This window comes from Pseudoruegeria sp. HB172150 (assembly GCF_013184805.1).
In the GTDB taxonomy this organism is placed as follows: domain Bacteria; phylum Pseudomonadota; class Alphaproteobacteria; order Rhodobacterales; family Rhodobacteraceae; genus Psychromarinibacter.
Window position 1 is genome coordinate 76,737 of the sequence record NZ_JAATNG010000001.1, and the last position, 16,603, is coordinate 93,339.

The 16,603-nt window shown below is 63.2% G+C and carries 14 protein-coding genes; 5 read left to right on the plus strand and 9 right to left on the minus strand.

Features of this window, described 5'->3' with window-relative positions; translation table 11 throughout:
• Nucleotides 1-9: 9 nt before the first annotated feature.
• From iolC to HCO70_RS00390, 4 genes are read left to right on the plus strand one after another with little or no spacing between them, the layout of a single operon-like run.
• Entirely contained in the window at nt 10-1,956 is a 1,947-nt protein-coding gene (iolC, locus tag HCO70_RS00375; protein WP_172292009.1) for a 5-dehydro-2-deoxygluconokinase, read from the plus strand.
• Nucleotides 1,953-3,785, plus strand: a complete 1,833-nt coding sequence (gene iolD / locus HCO70_RS00380; protein WP_172292011.1) for a 3D-(3,5/4)-trihydroxycyclohexane-1,2-dione acylhydrolase (decyclizing) — start codon at nt 1,953-1,955, stop codon at nt 3,783-3,785. Before iolC ends, iolD begins: the two co-directional genes overlap by 4 nt.
• An 11-nt stretch (nt 3,786-3,796) precedes the next feature.
• Entirely contained in the window at nt 3,797-4,606 is an 810-nt protein-coding gene (gene iolB / locus HCO70_RS00385) for a 5-deoxy-glucuronate isomerase (protein WP_172292013.1), read from the plus strand.
• A complete protein-coding gene (locus HCO70_RS00390) occupies nt 4,603-5,412 on the plus strand; it encodes a TIM barrel protein (RefSeq protein WP_216665206.1) in 810 nt (269 codons plus the stop codon). Before iolB ends, HCO70_RS00390 begins: the two co-directional genes overlap by 4 nt.
• 5 nt (nt 5,413-5,417) lie before the next feature.
• Here the strand turns inward: HCO70_RS00390 and HCO70_RS00395 are convergent, their stop codons facing one another.
• The 8 genes from HCO70_RS00395 to HCO70_RS00430 all read right to left on the minus strand — a co-directional run bounded on the left by HCO70_RS00395 (nt 5,418) and on the right by HCO70_RS00430 (nt 14,302).
• Nucleotides 5,418-6,470, minus strand: coding sequence for an Ldh family oxidoreductase (locus HCO70_RS00395; RefSeq protein WP_172292017.1), 1,053 nt, complete (start codon nt 6,468-6,470; stop codon nt 5,418-5,420).
• Between the two features lie 70 nt (nt 6,471-6,540).
• Nucleotides 6,541-7,275 (minus strand): FadR/GntR family transcriptional regulator, encoded by a 735-nt coding sequence (locus HCO70_RS00400; RefSeq protein WP_172292019.1) that lies wholly within the window; start codon nt 7,273-7,275, stop codon nt 6,541-6,543.
• A complete protein-coding gene (locus HCO70_RS00405; protein ID WP_172292021.1) occupies nt 7,276-8,316 on the minus strand; it encodes a DUF475 domain-containing protein in 1,041 nt (346 codons plus the stop codon). It abuts the gene before it with no gap.
• Between the two features lie 15 nt (nt 8,317-8,331).
• Nucleotides 8,332-9,282: a 2-hydroxyacid dehydrogenase gene (locus HCO70_RS00410; RefSeq protein WP_172292023.1), complete on the minus strand. Its 951-nt coding sequence runs from the start codon at nt 9,280-9,282 to the stop codon at nt 8,332-8,334.
• Nucleotides 9,279-10,910: an ABC transporter ATP-binding protein gene (locus HCO70_RS00415; protein WP_172292025.1), complete on the minus strand. Its 1,632-nt coding sequence runs from the start codon at nt 10,908-10,910 to the stop codon at nt 9,279-9,281. The genes HCO70_RS00410 and HCO70_RS00415 overlap by 4 nt, the downstream gene beginning before the upstream one ends.
• Nucleotides 10,903-11,823 (minus strand): ABC transporter permease, encoded by a 921-nt coding sequence (locus HCO70_RS00420; protein ID WP_172292027.1) that lies wholly within the window; start codon nt 11,821-11,823, stop codon nt 10,903-10,905. The genes HCO70_RS00415 and HCO70_RS00420 overlap by 8 nt, the downstream gene beginning before the upstream one ends.
• Nucleotides 11,824-11,827: 4 nt before the next feature.
• On the minus strand, nt 11,828-12,742 hold the full coding sequence (locus tag HCO70_RS00425; protein WP_172292029.1) for an ABC transporter permease: 915 nt from the start codon (nt 12,740-12,742) through the stop codon (nt 11,828-11,830).
• A 57-nt stretch (nt 12,743-12,799) separates the two neighbouring features.
• Nucleotides 12,800-14,302, minus strand: coding sequence for an ABC transporter substrate-binding protein (locus tag HCO70_RS00430; RefSeq protein ID WP_172292031.1), 1,503 nt, complete (start codon nt 14,300-14,302; stop codon nt 12,800-12,802).
• A gap of 194 nt (nt 14,303-14,496) precedes the next feature.
• On the opposite strand from HCO70_RS00430, the gene HCO70_RS00435 reads away from it, so the two are divergent.
• Nucleotides 14,497-15,414 (plus strand): LysR substrate-binding domain-containing protein, encoded by a 918-nt coding sequence (locus tag HCO70_RS00435; protein ID WP_172292033.1) that lies wholly within the window; start codon nt 14,497-14,499, stop codon nt 15,412-15,414.
• Between the two features lie 12 nt (nt 15,415-15,426).
• Here the strand turns inward: HCO70_RS00435 and HCO70_RS00440 are convergent, their stop codons facing one another.
• Nucleotides 15,427-16,302: a DMT family transporter gene (locus tag HCO70_RS00440; RefSeq protein ID WP_172292035.1), complete on the minus strand. Its 876-nt coding sequence runs from the start codon at nt 16,300-16,302 to the stop codon at nt 15,427-15,429.
• Nucleotides 16,303-16,603 lie beyond the last annotated feature (301 nt).

Below are 16,603 nucleotides of genomic sequence, written 5' to 3' on the forward strand. Positions count from 1 at the left end.
GATGGCACGATGACCAAGACCCTTGATGTAATCACCATCGGCCGGGCCGGTGTGGATCTGTATGGCGCGCAAATCGGCGCGCGGCTGGAGGATATGGGGTCGTTCGAGAAGTACATCGGCGGCTCTCCGACGAACATCGCCTGCGGTACGGCGCGGCTGGGTCTGAGATCGGCGCTGATCAGCCGCGTGGGCGATGAGCATATGGGTAGGTTCATCCGCGAGCAGCTGCACCGCGAGGGCGTGGTGACGGATGGCGTTGTGACCGATCCGGAGCGGCTGACCGCGCTCGTGATCCTCGGTATCCGCGACCAAGAGCAGTTTCCGCTGATCTTCTATCGCGAGAACTGCGCCGACATGGGCCTGTGCGAGGACGATATCGACGAGGGGTTCATTGCCTCCGCGCGGGCCGTGGTGCCGACGGGGACGCATCTGAGCCACGCGCGGACGCGGGCGGCGGTGCTGAAGGCGCTGGAACTGGCGAGGAAGCACGGGGCGCGGACGGCGCTGGACATCGACTATCGGCCCAACCTTTGGGGCGTGCTGGGACATGGCGAGGGAGAGAGCCGGTTCGCGGAAAGTGCCGAGGTGACAGCGCAGCTGCAGTCGACGCTGCATCTCTTCGACCTGATCGTCGGGACCGAGGAGGAGTTCCACATCGCCGGCGGCTCGACCGATACACTGGAGGCGCTGCGAGCGGTGCGCAAGGTGTCCGAAGCGGTGCTGGTCTGCAAGCGCGGGCCGATGGGGGCGGTGGCGTTCGACGCTGCGATACCGGGAAGCCTTGACGACGGTCAGACGGGGCCGGGCTTTCCCATCGAGGTTTTCAACGTGTTGGGCGCGGGCGACGGGTTCATGAGCGGCTTGCTGAAGGGCTGGCTCGATGGCCAGGACTGGCCGACGACCTTGAAGTACGCGAATGCCTGCGGAGCCTTCGCTGTGTCGAGGCACGGCTGCACGCCGGCCTATCCGAGCTGGGAGGAGCTGCAGTTTTTCTTTGACCGCGGTATCCAGCGGCCGGACCTGCGGAACGATGTCGAGCTTGAACAGGTGCACTGGGCGACGAACCGGCATCGCCGGGTCGATGGCGCCTGGTCGGAGATGCGGGTCTTCGCCTTCGATCACCGGATGCAGCTTGAGGAGATGCAAGGCGCGACGGTCGAGAAGATCGGCGCGTTCAAGGAGCTTTGCCTTCGGGCGGCGCGCGAAGTCCAGGATGGGCGGCCGGGTTACGGCATCCTGTGCGACGGACGGATTGGGCGCGAGGCGCTTTACCGTGCCGAGGGAACGGGCCTTTGGATCGGGCGGCCGGTGGAATGGCCGGGCTCTCGCCCGCTTACGCTGGAGCCGCAGATCGGGCCTGATTACGGGCGGCTGAAGGAATGGCCGAAGGATCAGGTGGTGAAGTGCCTGTGCTTCTGCCACCCCGACGACGATGCGGAGATGTGGGCGAAGCAAGAGGACGTGATCACCCGGCTATTCCACTCCGCGCGGCGCAACTCGCTGGAATTCCTGCTGGAGGTGATCCCGTCGAAATGCGGTAAGGTCGATGACGACACCACGCCGAAGGTGATCCAGCGCTTCTATGACATCGGCGTCTATCCTGACTGGTGGAAGCTGGAACCGTTCCGCAACGAGACCGCCTGGAAGAAGGCTGCGGATGCCATTGAGCGCAATGATCGGCGCACACGCGGCATTGTGGTGCTGGGGCTCGACGCGCCCGAGGCGGAGCTTGCCGAGAGTTTCGCGCTGGCAGCGGCGCAGCCGCTGGTCAAGGGGTTTGCTGTGGGGCGGACGATCTTCGGTGACGCTGCACGTGCCTGGATGAAGGGTGACATGGACGATGCAGCGGCCGTGGCGCAGATGAAGGACCGGTACGTGCGCCTGTGTGCGGTCTGGGATGATGCGCGGAGATCGGCGGAGCGGCGCAACGCGAAAGATTTGGAGGAGACGCTATGAGCGGAACGATCCGGCTGACGGCGGCGCAGGCCATGGTGAAATGGCTGAGCGTGCAGATGACCGAGGAGGGGGAGCGTTTCATCGAGGGAGTCTGGGCGATCTTCGGCCACGGTAACGTGGCTGGCCTGGGTGAGGCGCTGCACGGGATCGGTGAAGCGCTGCCGACCTGGCGAGGCCAGAATGAACAGACGATGGCGCATGCCGCCATAGCGTATGCCAAGACGATGAAGCGGCGCCAGGCGCAGGCAGTGACCTCTTCCATCGGGCCGGGCGCCACCAACATGGTGACGGCAGCGGCGCTGGCGCATGTGAACCGGCTGCCGGTGTTGCTGATCCCCGGCGACGTCTTCGCCAACCGGCGGCCCGACCCGGTGCTGCAGCAGATCGAGGATTTCGACGACGGCACCGTGTCGGCGAATGACGCGTTCCGGCCTGTGGTGCGCTATTTCGACCGGATCAGCCGGCCCGAACACCTTCTGACCTGCCTGCCGAGGGCACTTGCGGTGATGACCGATCCGGCGAACTGCGGTCCGGTCTGTCTGGCCTTCTGCCAGGATGTGCAGGCTGAAGCCTATGATTACCCCGAGACATTTTTTCAACCGAAGACCTGGCGCATCCGGCGGGCGGAGCCCGACCCGGTGGAGGTTGCGCAGGCGGTCGAGGCGATTAAGGCGGCGAAGCGGCCGGTCATCGTAGCCGGGGGCGGCGTAATCTATTCCGGGGCCGAAGCGGAACTGACTGCCTTTGCGGAACAACACGGGATTCCGGTGGTCGAGACGCAGGCGGGCAAGTCGGCACTGTCCTGGGAGCACGAGCTGAATTTTGGTTCGCCGGGCGTGACAGGCTCAGCCTGTGGCAACGAGTTGGCGGCGAAGGCAGACTTGGTGATCGGCATCGGCACGCGGTTCCAGGATTTCACGACGGGTTCGTGGACGGTTTTCGACGAGGCGGAGCGCAGGCTGATATCGATCAACCTGCATGGCTATGACGCGACGAAGCACGGCGCTCTGCCTGTCGTGGGTGACGCCCGAGTGACGCTGGAGAAGATCGGTGCTGGGTTGGGCGGCAAGAGTTTTGGCTGGCACGATCCGCAGGCACGGCTGGGCTGGCACGAGACGGTCAGAACCGTGACGGCGGCTCCGAAAGGAACCAACGCTCTGCCCACCGATGCGCAGGTGATCGGCGCCGTTCAGCGGGTGGCGGAGAGCAATACCGTGGCGATGTGCGCGGCGGGAACGATGCCCGGCGCTCTGCAGGTACTGTGGCAGGCGGCGGAAGGCGGTTATCACATGGAGTACGGCTATTCCTGCATGGGCTATGAGGTAGCGGGCGCGATGGGCATCAAGCTGGCCGCGCCCGAAAAGGACGTCATCTGCTTCGTCGGCGACGGTTCCTACATGATGGCGAACTCGGAACTGGCGACGGCGGTGATGCGGAAGGTGCCGTTCACGGTCGTGCTGACCGACAACCGGGGATACGGCTGCATCAACCGGCTGCAGATCGAATGCGGCGGAGCCGAGTTCAACAACATGTACAAGGACTCTAACGTCGAGGTGCAGCCTGAAATCGATTTCGTCGCCCATGCAGGCTCGATGGGCGCGCATGCCGAGAAGGCAACCGACATCGCCGATCTGGAAGCGAAGATCGTCGCGGCGCGGGGGCGCGAGATTCCGTCTATCATCGTGATCGACACGGACGCTGTCCCAGGCACGGGCGCTGGCGGGCACTGGTGGGACGTGGCGGTGCCGCAGACGGGCGGCCCGGAGCGGCTGGAAAAGGCGCGCCAACGCTATAACGAGAATGCCGCGAAACAGCGCGTCTTCAACTGAGGGAGATCGAGATGGCCGACCTGTTGCGCAAACCCTTCGGCACGCATGGCAAAGTGCACGAGATCACCCCGCAATCGGCGGGCTGGCGCTATGTGGGCTTCGGCCTATACCGCCTGCGCGCTGGAGAGACTGCTGCAGAAGTGACGGGCGGACGGGAGGTTATCCTAGTCATGGTCGAGGGGAAGGCACGGATCACGGCCGCCAGCAAGGACTGGGGCGAGCTTGGCGACCGAATGGACGTGTTCGAGAAGACGCCGCCGCATTGCCTGTACGTGCCCAATGGGCAGGACTGGGAGGCGATGGCCACGACCGATTGCGTGATCGCGGTCTGTTCGGCGCCGGGGTATGGCGGGCATGATGCGCGGCGGATCGGACCCGACGGCATTGCGCTGACCGAGCGGGGTAAGGGGACCAATACACGGTTCATCAACAACATCGCGATGGAGACCGAGGACTATGCCGACAGCCTGCTGGTGACCGAGGTGTTTACGCCGGCGGGGCACTGGTCTTCCTACCCGTCGCACCGGCATGACGAGGATGACTTCCCACGCATCACCTACCTGGAGGAGACCTATTACCACCGCCTGAACCCCGCCGACGGGTTCGGCATCCAGCGAGTTTACACCGAGGAAGGCGGGCTGGACGAGACCATGGCGGTGTCCGACGGCGACGTGGTGCTGGTGCCGCGCGGACACCATCCCTGCGGCGCGCCCTACGGGTTCGAGATGTATTACCTAAACGTCATGGCCGGGCCGCTGCGCAAGTGGCGTTTCGTCCCGGCGGCGAATGTCGAATGGATCATGGAGCGGGACGCAAAATGATCTCGCGAGCGCTGAACCAGAAGACGGCGCCGAATCTACCGTTTCCGAAGTTTCTCGATCTGGCTAAGTCGCTGGGCTGTGTCGGTGTTGAACCGCGCAACGATTTGGGGCGGCCGTTCTTTGACGGGGCCGCGCCGAAGGAGGCGGCGGAGATGGCGCGACAGCGGGGACTGCGGTTGCTGGGGCTTAGCGAGGTCTATCCGTTCAACGACTGGAACGACGAGCGGGCGCGTCAGGTGCAGGGCCTGATCGACGTTGCCCAAGCGGCCGGGGCCGAGACGATCAGCCTGATCCCGCGGGTGGACGGCAAACGGTGCGAGGACGGCGTGCGGCAGCGGGATCTACGCAATGTGATGCGGCAGGTTCTGCCGATGCTGGAAGGGCGTGACGTGGTGGCACTGATCGAGCCGATCGGGTTTTCAGGCTCGTCGCTCCGACGCAAGGCAGAGCTCGTCGAGGCGATTGAAGCGGTGGGCGGAACGGAGCAGTTCAAGCTGGTGCATGACACGTTCCAGCATGCGATTGCGGGAGAGACCGAGATATTCTCATTCTGGACGGGGATTGTGCACATATCGGGGATCTCCGACCCGACGGTGCCGATGGACGAGACGCAGGACGCGCATCGCGTGCTCATCGACGCCGGGGACCGGTGCGGCAATGCTGCGCAAGTGAGGGCATTTCTGGATGCGGGGTATTCGGGTGGGTTCTCGTTCGAGTGCACCGACGTTTCAGTTCAGGACTCGCTCAACCGCGAGGCCGAGATTGCAGCGTCTTTCCGCTACTTGGAGTCGGCGGTGACCGAGTGAATGTGTCAGGTCGCAATTAAGGGCTCCAGACCAAGTAAAGCCGCCGTCCGATTCAGTTCCGCCAGTCGCGTTTCGCCGACATTGACTCCTTCCGTCAGGGCTTGCCGGCGCTTTTGCGCGGCGGCGTCGCCTGGTACTCTGACCGGGCCATTGGCGGTAGCCGCCGGCGGATTGCTGCGGCAGGCGGCGGCGAGATGGTCGGCCTGTTCCAGGAAGGCGTCGGTGCCGGCGAAAGCGGCCGGATCGATCACCTGAAGGAACACGCTTTGCGACAGCGGGCCGGGCGCGGTGTTGGCGCGGCCCTTGCCGGAGAGGCCCTGCGTGACGAGTTCCTCGATAATGGCCAGGCCAGAGCCCTTGTAGCCCTTGGACGTGCCGCCCAGCGGCAGCAGCGTGCCGCCGTGTTCGGTGACCTCGCGCGGGTCGTCCGTGGGCAGGCCCTCTGCCGTCAGCGCCCAGGCTTCCGGATAGCGTTCGCCCTTTGCGGCCAGCGTCTGCGTCATGGTCGTGGTGGTGATCGAACAGGAAACGTCGACGACAATGGGATCGTCGCTGGTCGGAAAGCCGACGGCGATTGGATTAGGCGTCAGGAGCGGTTTCGTGCCGCCAAACGGCGCCATTCGGCTGGCGGCGGGGTTGGTTGCGCTGAGCCGCGTGATCAGGCTGCGCTCGGTGAGTGGGCGCATGAACGCGGCGAGCGCGCAGGTGTGGTGCGCGTTGCGGATCGCCCCGGTGACAACGCCATATTGGGCGGCGCGTTCGGCGGCCTCTTCGAGAGCTTTCGTAACAAGCCAGGCGCCGGGCAAGGTGCGGCCTTCCCAGACGAAGGTGGCGCCGCGGTCGCTGACAATATCGAAGCTGCCCTGTCCGTTCAGATTGCCAGTTTCGAGCTCCTTGAGATACCAGGAGACCAGGCCGGCGCCGTGGGTATCGCGCCCGAGCATATCTCCTTCTACCAACACCTCAGCCGTGACCCGTGCCTTGTCGGTCTCCATACCCGCGGCCTGCAGGATAGCGGCGACAAAGTTGGTCAGGTCATCAGTGGCGATAAGGGGCATTGGGCAGGTTCCTTGTTGTTTGGGTATGCGTGACCCTGCCGCGGTTTACGCGGGAGCAAGTTGTCGGCGGTCAGGAACCATCGTTGCCGACGCCCTGGATGAACGCGATGCTGCGGGTCAGGTGCATGCGCATAGCGTTGCGGGCCGCGTCGACATTGGCTTTTTCAATGGCCTCGACGATGGCGGCGTGTTCTGCGACCGACGCAGTTAGGTTCCTATCGGACGCGTCCTGGCCGGGAACAGGAATGGCCATCCTCAGCCGCGGGATCAGAAGAGGGCCGAGATATTCCAGCAGGTCGAGGATGTATGTGTTGCCCGAGGCCGCTGCGATGGAAAGGTGAAACCGCAAGTCCGCTTGCGGCATTCCGGTTTTGTCAGCGACGGCCAGCTTGTAGGCTTCTTTTGCATTCTGGATGGCCGTGAGCTGCATGTCATCGCGGCGCTCGGCCGCAAGCGCTGCCGCGACGAGTTCGACGCCCATCCGCAGTTCCATGATGGCGATCACGTCTTGTTTGATTGCGCCGAACGCGCCGGGGATTTCGAATCCGTGTGTCGGGAGCGCGGTGCCGAGGACCACGAAGCTTCCATTCGGCAGTTCCCGTATCTGGCCGCGGGAGACCAGTATTTCCAGTGCGCGGTCAATGACGCCGAGGCTGGTCACGAACTCGCCGGCGAGCGCGTCGCGGTCGGGGAGCTTGGCGCCTTCGGGTATAGCGCCGGACGCGATCCGTTCATCCAGGTGGCGTGCGACCTCGGTGGCCAGCTTGTGCATCCAGAGGGCACGTCGTGACAGACCGCTCGACATCTAGACACTGCCTTCCCGCCGGTTGTGGCGGATCGAGGCCACCAGTGCCCAGCCGATAAGGCAGGCGCCGATCAGGCCAGTCACCATTTCCGGCACGTGGAGCAGTGACTGGAGATACATGATGATAGCCAACACGAGGATCGAGTAGAACGCACCATGTTCGAGATACCGAAACTCGGCGAGGGTGCCTTTCTCGACCAGAAGGATCGTCATCGAGCGGACGTAAAAGGCGCCGATCCCCAGACCGATGGCGATCAGGAACAGGTTCTGGGTCAGCGCGAAGGCCCCGATCACGCCGTCGAAACTGAACGAGGCGTCGAGCACTTCGAGATAGAGGAATGCGCCGAGCCCGCCCTTGGCGGCGACGTCCATCGTTTCGTCGGCCCTGTCCAGGACCTGCCCGAGCACATCGACCGCGAGGAAGGTCACCAGCCCGCAGATGGCGGCAAACAGGAAGGCCTGGCCCTGTGGAGCGGGCAGCATCAGTGTGAAGACGATCGCGAGCACAAGGACGACGGCGATTTCCAACCCTCGAATGTTGGCGCCTGCGCGCATGCGTTCTTCGATGCCGCGAAACCAGTCGACGTCCTTCTCCTGATCGATGAAATAGGTGAGGGCGACCATCATCAGGAATGTGCCGCCAAAGGCCGCGATTGAAATGTGCGCCTCATGCATCAGGCGGGCGTACTCGCGCGGTTCCGCTGCGGCCAGCACCAGCGCCGACCACGGATCGATGCGGCCGGCGACGGAGACGACGGCGAGCGGAAAGACGATGCGCATGCCGAAGACGGCGATAGCGATGCCCCAGGTCAGGAACCGGCGCTGCCAGGCCGGTTCCATGTCCTTCAGCTTGTTGGCGTTGACGATGGCGTTGTCGAAGCTGAGGGAGATTTCCAGAACTGACAGGACTGCAGCGATCATCAGGAAGGAAACCGCGCCGCCGAGCGTGCCGGACGAATGGTACCCGAGCCAGAACGACAGCAGCAGGCCGAGCATGGTAAATGCGAGGGGCCAGCGAAAATATGCGAAGAACTGACTCATGGCCGGGTCCGGGGATCAGGCAAGCGAGTAGACCGGCGTGAGCAGGTCCCGCTTGGCGAAGTAAGCCGCGAGATTGTCGACGACGAGCTGCGCCATCGCGTCCCGTGTTTCGACTGTTCCGCTGGCGTGGTGCGGGTAAAGCGTAACGTTCGGCAGCGAAGTGAGCGCCGGCTCGGGGTTCGGTTCGTTGAGAAAGACATCGAGCCCTGCATTTCCCAGCCTGCCCGAGCGCAGTGCGTCGATCATGGCCAGCTCATCGACGACGGAGCCGCGCGCCACGTTGATCAGGGTGCCATCGGGGCCGAGAGCGTCGAGGACCTCGGCACTAATCATGCCGCGGGTTTCTTCGCCGCCAGGAACGATGACGACGAGGATGTCGGCCCAGTCCGCAAGTGACCGGACATCGGGAAAGAAGGTGTGTTCGACCGCCTTGCGGGAGCGGGAGGTGTATCCGATGTCGAGGCCGAGCGGGGTGAAGCGCTGCGCGATGGCGGTGCCGATCTTGCCGAGGCCGACTATGCCCGCGCGTTTGCCCTTGATTGCGGACATGAGGGGAAACATGCCGTCGCGAGCCCAGTCGCCTGATTCAACATAGGCATGTGCGGCCACAAGTCGGCGGCGGGCCGCCAGCGTAAGCATCAGAGCGACGTCGGCCACGTCATCGAGCAGGGCGTCCGAAGAATTGGTGAACCAGATGCCGCGCGACTTGAGGGCGTCGACGTCAATCGACTCGAAGCCGGCAGAGGAACAGGCAACGATCCTGAGATTGGGCAGATGTTTCAGATGCTCCACCGTAAGCGGGGCATGGCCGTTGGTTGCGATGGCTTCGCACGACGGTCCGTAGCGTTCGAGAAACTCGCCCTTGTCCTCGGCCTCGTCGTAGCGGTGGAGCGTATAGGCCGCCTCGAGCTGCTCCATGGCCTTGGGCCGAACCGGGTACATGACTAGAACATCGGGTTTGGTCATACCGCTTCTTCCTGTAGCTGGTGCCGTGCGCGGCGGCGCTCGGCCTGAACGTCCGGGTCCGGATCCAGCGACGCCGCCATGAGGTTGCGCGTGTAGTCCATCCGCGGATTGTCGAAGATCTGGGCGACCGGTCCCTGTTCGACGATCCGGCCGCTTTGCATCACGACGACCCGGTGCGCGAAGTCGCGGACAAGCGGGAGATCGTGGGCAATGAAGAGGTAGCTGAGGCCCATGTCCTGTTGCAGCTTGTTGAGCAGGTCGATGACCTGCGCCTGAACTGAGACGTCGAGGGCCGAGACCGCCTCGTCGCAGACGACGAGTTTCGGTTCCAGTGCAAGGGCCCGGGCGATGGCGATGCGCTGCCGCTGGCCGCCGGAGAACTGGTGCGGATAGCGGTGCATATGCCCGGCTTCGAGGCCGACCTGTTCGAGCAGTTCGCACACCCGGTTCTTCCACTTCGCCTTTGGCAGGATTTCGGGATGGATGGCGAATGCCTCTGACACGATGTCGTAGACCGACATGCGCGGGTTCAGGGATTGCGTCGGGTCCTGGAAGACCATCTGGATCTCGCGTCGAAGCTCGAACAGCTCGCTTGCGGTCATCTTGACCAGATCGCGGCCGTGATAGAGCGCCTCGCCCGAGGTCGCGTCCTCCAGCCGGAGGAGCGTCTTGGCCAGTGTCGATTTGCCTGAGCCGCTTTCACCGACGATGGCGACGGTTTCGCCGGGCAGGACGGTCAGGCTGGCATCCTCCAGCGCGACGAAGCCGCCGAAATGCTTGGTCAGCCCGTTGATCTCCATCATCGGCTTAATGCCGGTGCCGAGAGGTGCGGCCATCTCGCCCGTGCCGGGAATCGCGCCGATCAGCTTTTTTGTGTAGGGATGTTTCGGCGCGCGGTAGACCTGTGCCGCGCTGCCGGTTTCCACGATCTGCCCGCTGTTCATCACCACCACCCGGTCCGCCACTTCGGCGACCACGCCAAGATCGTGGGTGATGAGCAGGAGGCCCATGCCGGTTTCCTGCTGCAGTTCTTCCAGCAGCGCAAGGATCTGAGCCTGAACGGTCACGTCGAGCGCCGTCGTCGGCTCGTCGGCGATCAGGATATCCGGCTTGAGCGCCAGCGCCATCGCGATCATGATCCGCTGCCTCTGGCCGCCGGAAAACTGGTGCGGGTAGGCGTCGATCTTGTTCTCGAAGTCCGGTATGCCGACACGCTGCAAGAGTTCCAGGCAGCGGGCCCGCGCCTTGTCCTTCGGGACGTCGTGCGCGGTCATGATCTCTTCAATCTGGAAGCCGATTGTGTAAACCGGGTTCAGATGGCTGAGCGGGTCCTGGAAGATCATCGCGATGCGCTTGCCGTTTAGCTGACGCCGCGCTTCGGCGTTCATTTTCAGCAGGTTTTTTCCGTCGAACAGGATCTCGCCCGATACGATCTGGCCCGGGGGGCAGTCGATCAGGTTCATGATCGCGCTGGCGGAGACCGATTTGCCCGATCCGCTTTCGCCGAGGATCGCGAGACATTCGCCGCGGTCGAGGTGCCAGCTGACATCACGGACGGCGTGAACGGTTCCGCGCACCGTGTGGAAATCGACGGAGAGGCCGCGGACTTCGAGGAGATGATCAGGCATTTTTCTGCCTCGGGGTTTCCAGTCTCCACCGCTGGACCGGATCAAGCGCGGTGCGCATCCAGTTCGACAGAAGGTTGAGGCTGAGTGTTGTCAGAATGATTGCGAGGCCGGGCCAGAACGACAGCCACCATGCAGTTGTCAGGTAGGGGCGGCCCTGGCTGACCATGAGACCCCAGGTAATCTCGGGCGGCTGGATGCCGATGCCGAGGAAGGACAGGGAGCTTTCGGCCAGCATGACGAAGGCGAAGTCGAGCGTCGCGATGGTCACGAGCGTGGGGAACACGACCGGCAGGATATGGCGGAACACGATCCGGTTGGTCGAGGCTCCCATGACCTGGGCGGCCTGGACGAACATGCGCTCGCGCACCTCCAGCACCTCGGCGCGCGAGGTGCGGAGGTAGACGGGAATGCGCGTGATTGCGAGCACCACGATCAGGTTCCCGACCGAAGGTGCAAGCATGTAGAGCACGATGACCGCCAGCAGCAGCGACGGGAAGGACATGATCACGTCGGCGAGCCGCATGATGATCTGGCTGGCCATGCGGGAGGAATAGCCTGCGATCAGCCCCAGGGTGGTTCCGATTGCCATCGAGCAGATGACCGCGCCGGTGGCGATGAACATGGTGTTCCGGGCCGCCACGATGATCCGTGCGAAGAGCGGACGGCCGAGCGCGTCGCCGCCCAGCCACATCGTCCAGTGCAGCGAGAAATCGAACGGCGCCGCGTTGCGGCCGCGCAGGTTCTGCTTGGTGGCGATATCTTCGAGCAGGGTCGGACCGAAGAGCGCGCAGAGAATCACCACCAGCAGGAAGACGGCGGCGCAGAACGCGAACTTGTCGCGCCAGAGCATGCGCAGGATGCTTACCCAAGCGGGCGGTGCATCGGCGACGAAGGTCTGTTCGGACAGGGCCATTGCCTTAATACCTGATGCGGGGATCGAGCACCGCGTAGAGGATGTCGATCAGGATGTTCATGACGAAGATGGCGACGGCGGTGACGAAGATGGCGGCCATCACTACCGCGAAGTCGCGCTGCAGGATCGAGTCGATCATCAGCTTGCCGACGCCGGGAAATCCGAAGATGGTTTCCACCACGACGGCACCGTTCAGGAGCGAAGCTGCCTGATCGCCGATCACCGTGATCACCGGCAGCATCGCGTTGCGGAGCGCGTGGACGAAGATGATCGGGCGGTTCCGGACGCCCTTGGCACGTGCGGTTTTGACGTAGGCAGAGCTGAGGGCGGTGATCATCGAGCCACGCACGACCTGCACGATCAGTCCGAAGGGCCGGATGAACAGCACCCCGATGGGAAGGATCCAGTGCAGGACCGTTCCGGTTCCAGATGTCGGCACCCAGCCGAGATGGACCGAGAAAACGACGATGGCGACGATCGCGATCCAGAAGTCCGGCGCGCTGGCGCCAATCAGAGAGCAGAACGTGGCTATCCGGTCGAAGAAGCCGCCGACGTGATAGGCAGCCAGCGAACCGAGGACGATGGCCGATCCCGTCACCAGCGTCATGGTGATGATGGCGAGTTGCAGCGTCCACACAAAGGCGCGGAGCACGGCATCGAGCGCGGGTTCAGCGCGGCGGATCGACATGCCGAAGTCGAACTGGACGAGGTCGGACATGTAGTGGAAGAACTGCACGATCAGCGGGTCGTTGAGGCCGTGGATTTCACGGAACCGGTCCCGGCTTTCCTGAGAGGCGTCGACAGGCAGGTAGAGATTGGTGGGATCGCCGGTCAGCCGCGACAGGAAGAAGACCAGGATGATCAGACCGATCAGGGAGATGGCACTTGCGATGGCTCGCTTGCCCAGGAACGATTTCATGATGGCCCCGTGTAGTTACGTCCCGGGGGCGGACCATTCCGCCCCCAGGAATTTCAACTACTTGAACTCGATCTGCGAGAGCTGCAGTTCCGAGTTGGTCTTGATGCTCGGCTCGAAGTCCAGCCGCTCGTTGACACGGGTGAAGCCGACCATGTGCCACAGGAAGACGTCGGCCACGATGTCGTTGAAGACGTAGGCGAAGGTCTCTTCCCACAGGCCCTGGCGCTCGTCACCGGTGGCCGCAGTTGCCGTGGCGATCATCTCGTCGAGCTTGGGATCGGCAACGCCCGACTGCACGCCTTCGGAGCCGTACTTGTTGAACATCGAGAAGACGGGGTCGCCGTTGGCGTTGTCGTGCATCGCCTCGACCATGATCGGGCGACCGTCGGTCACGAAGGGCTTGGAGTAGTATTCATTCCACTCCGCCGTCTCGACCATCTGCAGCTTGATGTTGAGCCCGGCCTCCTGCCACATCGAAGTTAGCGCCTCCATCGTTTCGGTGACGTTGGCGAAGTTCTCGAGCCGGCCGATCAAGGTGATCTCGGCGTCGACCGGAACACCGTCCGCCGCTGCGGCGGCCAGCAGCTCCTTAGACTTGTCGAGGTCATAGGGATAAGGCGACAGATCGTGGTTGTAGCCGATGGTCGAGGGTGGGGTCATGCCCGTGGCCTGCAGCGTACCGTCTGCAAGGATGGTGCCGATGAAGGCTTCGCGGTCGACGGCATAGTTCAGCGCCTGGCGCACGCGGACATCGTCGAGCGGAGCGGTGCTGTTGTCGATCCGCATGTAGACGGTTTCCGAGTTGGGATAGCTGTAATCCGTTTCCGGGTTGGTGGCATCCTGAAGCGCGATGTTCGGTGCGATGTCGGCTTCTCCGGCTTCGACCATGGCGGCGCGCACCGCACTTTCGGAGCGGAAGACATAGGTCGCATCCTGGACTGTCGGCGCATCGCCCCAGTAATCGTCGCGCGCGCTGAGCTTGATGTACTGGCCGCGGGCGTACTCGTCGAAGGTGTAGGGACCGGTGCCGACCGGCTGGTCGACGAACGCGTCCGGGTTAGACTCGGATGGCAGCACGGCCAGTGTGGACATCAGTAGCGGCAGGATGGGCTGGGCCGGGTCGCTGGTGATGTCGATAGTCAGGTCATCGACGATGTCGGTCGTCAACTCGAACCCGCCGTAATACTTGGCGCCAGTCTCGCAGACGAACTTGTCGGACTTGTTGCGCTCCAACGAGAACACGATGTCGGCGGCATCGAGCGCGGTGCCGTCAGAGAAGGTCACACCGTCCCGCAGCGTGAAGCGCCACGTGCCACCGCCCATATCCTCCCAGCTAGTCGCAAGGCGCGGCTGCAGGCCGGCTCCCGGGACCAGCTCGGTAAGCGTTTCGGACACGTTCTGCAGGATCACGCGGCCGATATTCGACTTTGCAGCCATGCAGGGTTCGACGTTTTCGAGCTCTTCCGACAACACCACGGTGACGGACTCTTGTGCGAGCACCTGCCCGGCTATGGTCGTGGCAAGCAACGTCGCAGATATGCGACTGATCTTCAAAGGCATGGTCTCCTCCCTTTTGAAAACTCCGGTCTCCGGTGTAGCGGATGCCGGTCGATGCCACGCAAGCGGCAGCCGCATCTCGTGGGATCTCGTGGAAGGATACTGGGGAGGCCGCATATGTATATTCCAATGGTGGATTGAAATGATATACAATTTGTATCAATTTACTGGATCGATTCATGTGGGGGAGATCGCCTATGGGTCAGGGAACTTTCGAGTTTTTCCAGCTTAGGTGCTTTGTTGCGGTAGCCGAGGAACTGAATTTTCGCCGTGCGGCGGCCCGGATGAACATGACCCAGCCGCCGCTGTCGCGTCAGATTAAGCTATTGGAAGATCGAATCGGGCTGACCCTGCTGGAGCGAAGCAACCGCTGGGTCCGGCTGACGCCGGCGGGCACCAGCTTTCTGAACAGCGCCAGCGACCTTTTGGAACGCGCCGAGTATGCGGTTCTGACGGCACGGCAGGCCGAACGCGGAGAGGTCGGGACCGTCGCGATGGGTTTCGTTCCGTCTGCGGCGCTGGAATTCGTGCCGCGCATCGTGACAGCGCTGAAGGAGAAGATGCCCGGCATCCGGTTCGATCCGATCGAGATGATGAGCTACGAGATTGTCGAGGCACTGCTGTCGGGGAGGCTGGACCTGGGCCTGACTCGGACCACGGGTCGCAACCGCGAGATCGAGAGCGACCTTGTCGTGCGCGAGCCTTTCGTGCTGGCCGTGCCGACGAACCACCGACTTTGCGGACCCGGGATGCTGGATCTCGGGGCGCTGGATGGCGAGGATCTTGTGGGATATTCTGCCGAACGCGGCGGGTTTCTGCGGGAAACTCACCGAGCACTGTTCGCCACCGCCAGTATCGTGCCTAACGTCGTGCAGGAGGTCAGCCAGACCCAAACCATCGTTGCGCTTGTAAATGCTGGCGTCGGTGTTGCGCTTGTCCCGCGGTCGTCGATGTCGATGCAGATGCGAAACGTAGCATTCCGTCCGGTGAGTATCCCACCGGAGTTTGCATCTTCGCTTTACCTCAACAACGCACCGAACCGACGGACGCCGATGCATGCCCGGTTGCGCGAGACGATCCTGGAGACGTTCCGGGCGGATGGGTCGCTCGCGTGACGCGACTAGGTCTCAGGTCTGGCTCATGACCCGACGCCGCGCGCTTCGGGCCATCAGTAGCGAAGCAGCAAAGATCACCGAGCCGCCGATCCAGGTGGACAGGGGCACCGACTGTGCGAAGATCAGGTAGCCGAGCAGGGCCACGAAAGGCAGGCGAAGAAAGTCGAACGGCGCGATTAACGACGCCTCGGCCAGCGAGAACGCCTTCGTCGCCAGCATCATGTTAAAGGCCCCCATCACTCCTTGCAGCGCGAGCAGTGCCCATTCGGTCGGCGTCGGATTTGACCAGACGAAAAGGGCTGGGATGGCGGCGATGGGTGCGGTCAGGATCAGGTTCCATGCGACAAGCGTTTCCGTCCGGTCTTTTGAAGACATATCCTTCAGGATCAGTTGGATTACCGCCGTAAGAACCGCACCGGCAATAGCGAAGACGAGACCTGACGGGACCTCTTCGGATTGGCCCGGGCGCAGGACGATCAGCACACCGGCGAAGCCCAGCAGGACCGCCGCCACCCGCGCGGCGTTTGGGCGTTCCGACAGGAAAAGCCATGCGCCGAGCGTGACGAAGATCGGCGAGGTGAAGGCGATTGCGGTGACTTCGGCCAGTGGTGCTGAGGCAAATGCGATGAAGAACAGGATCAGCGAGGCGAGCTTCAGCGCGGCGCGAACGAAATGCAGAAACCTGTAGTTCGATTTGAGCATTCCGCGCCGGCGCAGGATCCATGGCAGGACCACCAGCAGGCCGAAACTGGCGCGTGTGAACCCCATGATGAAGGGATGCACATCCGGCGACAGGTATCGGACAATGATGGAATCGACGGCCATCATTCCTGAGACGACCATCATGAGCGCAGCACCCAACAAAGGCGCATGATCCTGCCTGCTCATCTAGGTTTCCGGTGACATGGACGGCCGTCCTGGGCAAAGCGCGGGACATGCCGCGCCGGTGCATCCTGCGCGAGATCGGGCGACCTGTCAAAAATCGGAACAGCTTGAGTGAGCCGCTTCGATGTGGCCGGGTTATTGATCAAGTGCACCAATTCGCCGGGTTGTTTTCGGGGTCCGCTCTGGCCGTGATGATCTGCTTCAGTTGTAGATGGGCCATGTGGCAATAGTGTCGAGAAGGCTTTCAGTCCCGTCTGACAAAAGGGCGGAAACTGCCCGGAGCAGACGGTCCGGTTGCGCCGTT